At 33.9% G+C, this 549-nt stretch carries 1 protein-coding gene; it reads right to left on the bottom strand.

Translation table 11 applies throughout. The features are described from left to right. Positions 1 to 54: 54 nt before the first annotated feature. Positions 55 to 549 (bottom strand): toxin-antitoxin system YwqK family antitoxin (locus ACFQ1G_RS01150; RefSeq protein WP_380736402.1); only part of this gene is annotated, 495 nt, incomplete at its 5' end.

The following is a 549-nucleotide window of genomic DNA, read 5'->3' as shown; positions in this document are numbered from 1 at the left end:
GGTCTGCCGCTATTTGCTCGTTAACCGATGTTGTAGCCAGTTTTATGAGTCGGTTTAGTTGTAAACCACTTCTTTGATGATAATTCCTTGTTCATCATAGTTGCGCCAAACTCCATGACGTTTATCATTTTTATATTCTCCCTCTGTACTTAAGGTTCCATCTTCATTAAAGTATCGTGCTATTCCATTTAGATTTCCATTAAGATCATAAGAAATCTCACCTCTTTTCTGTCCGTTTTTATAATACTCTGCACCAGCAACTGGTTTACCATTTTCATACATAATTAGAGCGGCAATTTCTCCAGTTTGGTAATAAGCCGTCATTTTTTCTAATTCACCATTTGTTATTATATGCTTCTGGTTTATTTGCCCGTTTTTGAAATAAGTTATTTCTCTGAAAATACTGTCCTTTTTAACTAACCAATAAATTTCTTTCTTAGGGTTTCCATCACTCCAGGTTTCCACTGTTTCTAAATTTGAAGGACTTTCAGTACAAGAAATTAAGGTCAATCCGAATAGGAGAAGAACAAAAATTTTTAGTTTCATTTT

The sequence above is a fragment of the Salinimicrobium gaetbulicola genome (genome assembly GCF_042676025.1).
Lineage (GTDB): Bacteria > Bacteroidota > Bacteroidia > Flavobacteriales > Flavobacteriaceae > Salinimicrobium > Salinimicrobium gaetbulicola.
Note: the sequence above shows the minus strand (reverse complement) of the source record. Positions and strands in the feature narration are given on the sequence as shown.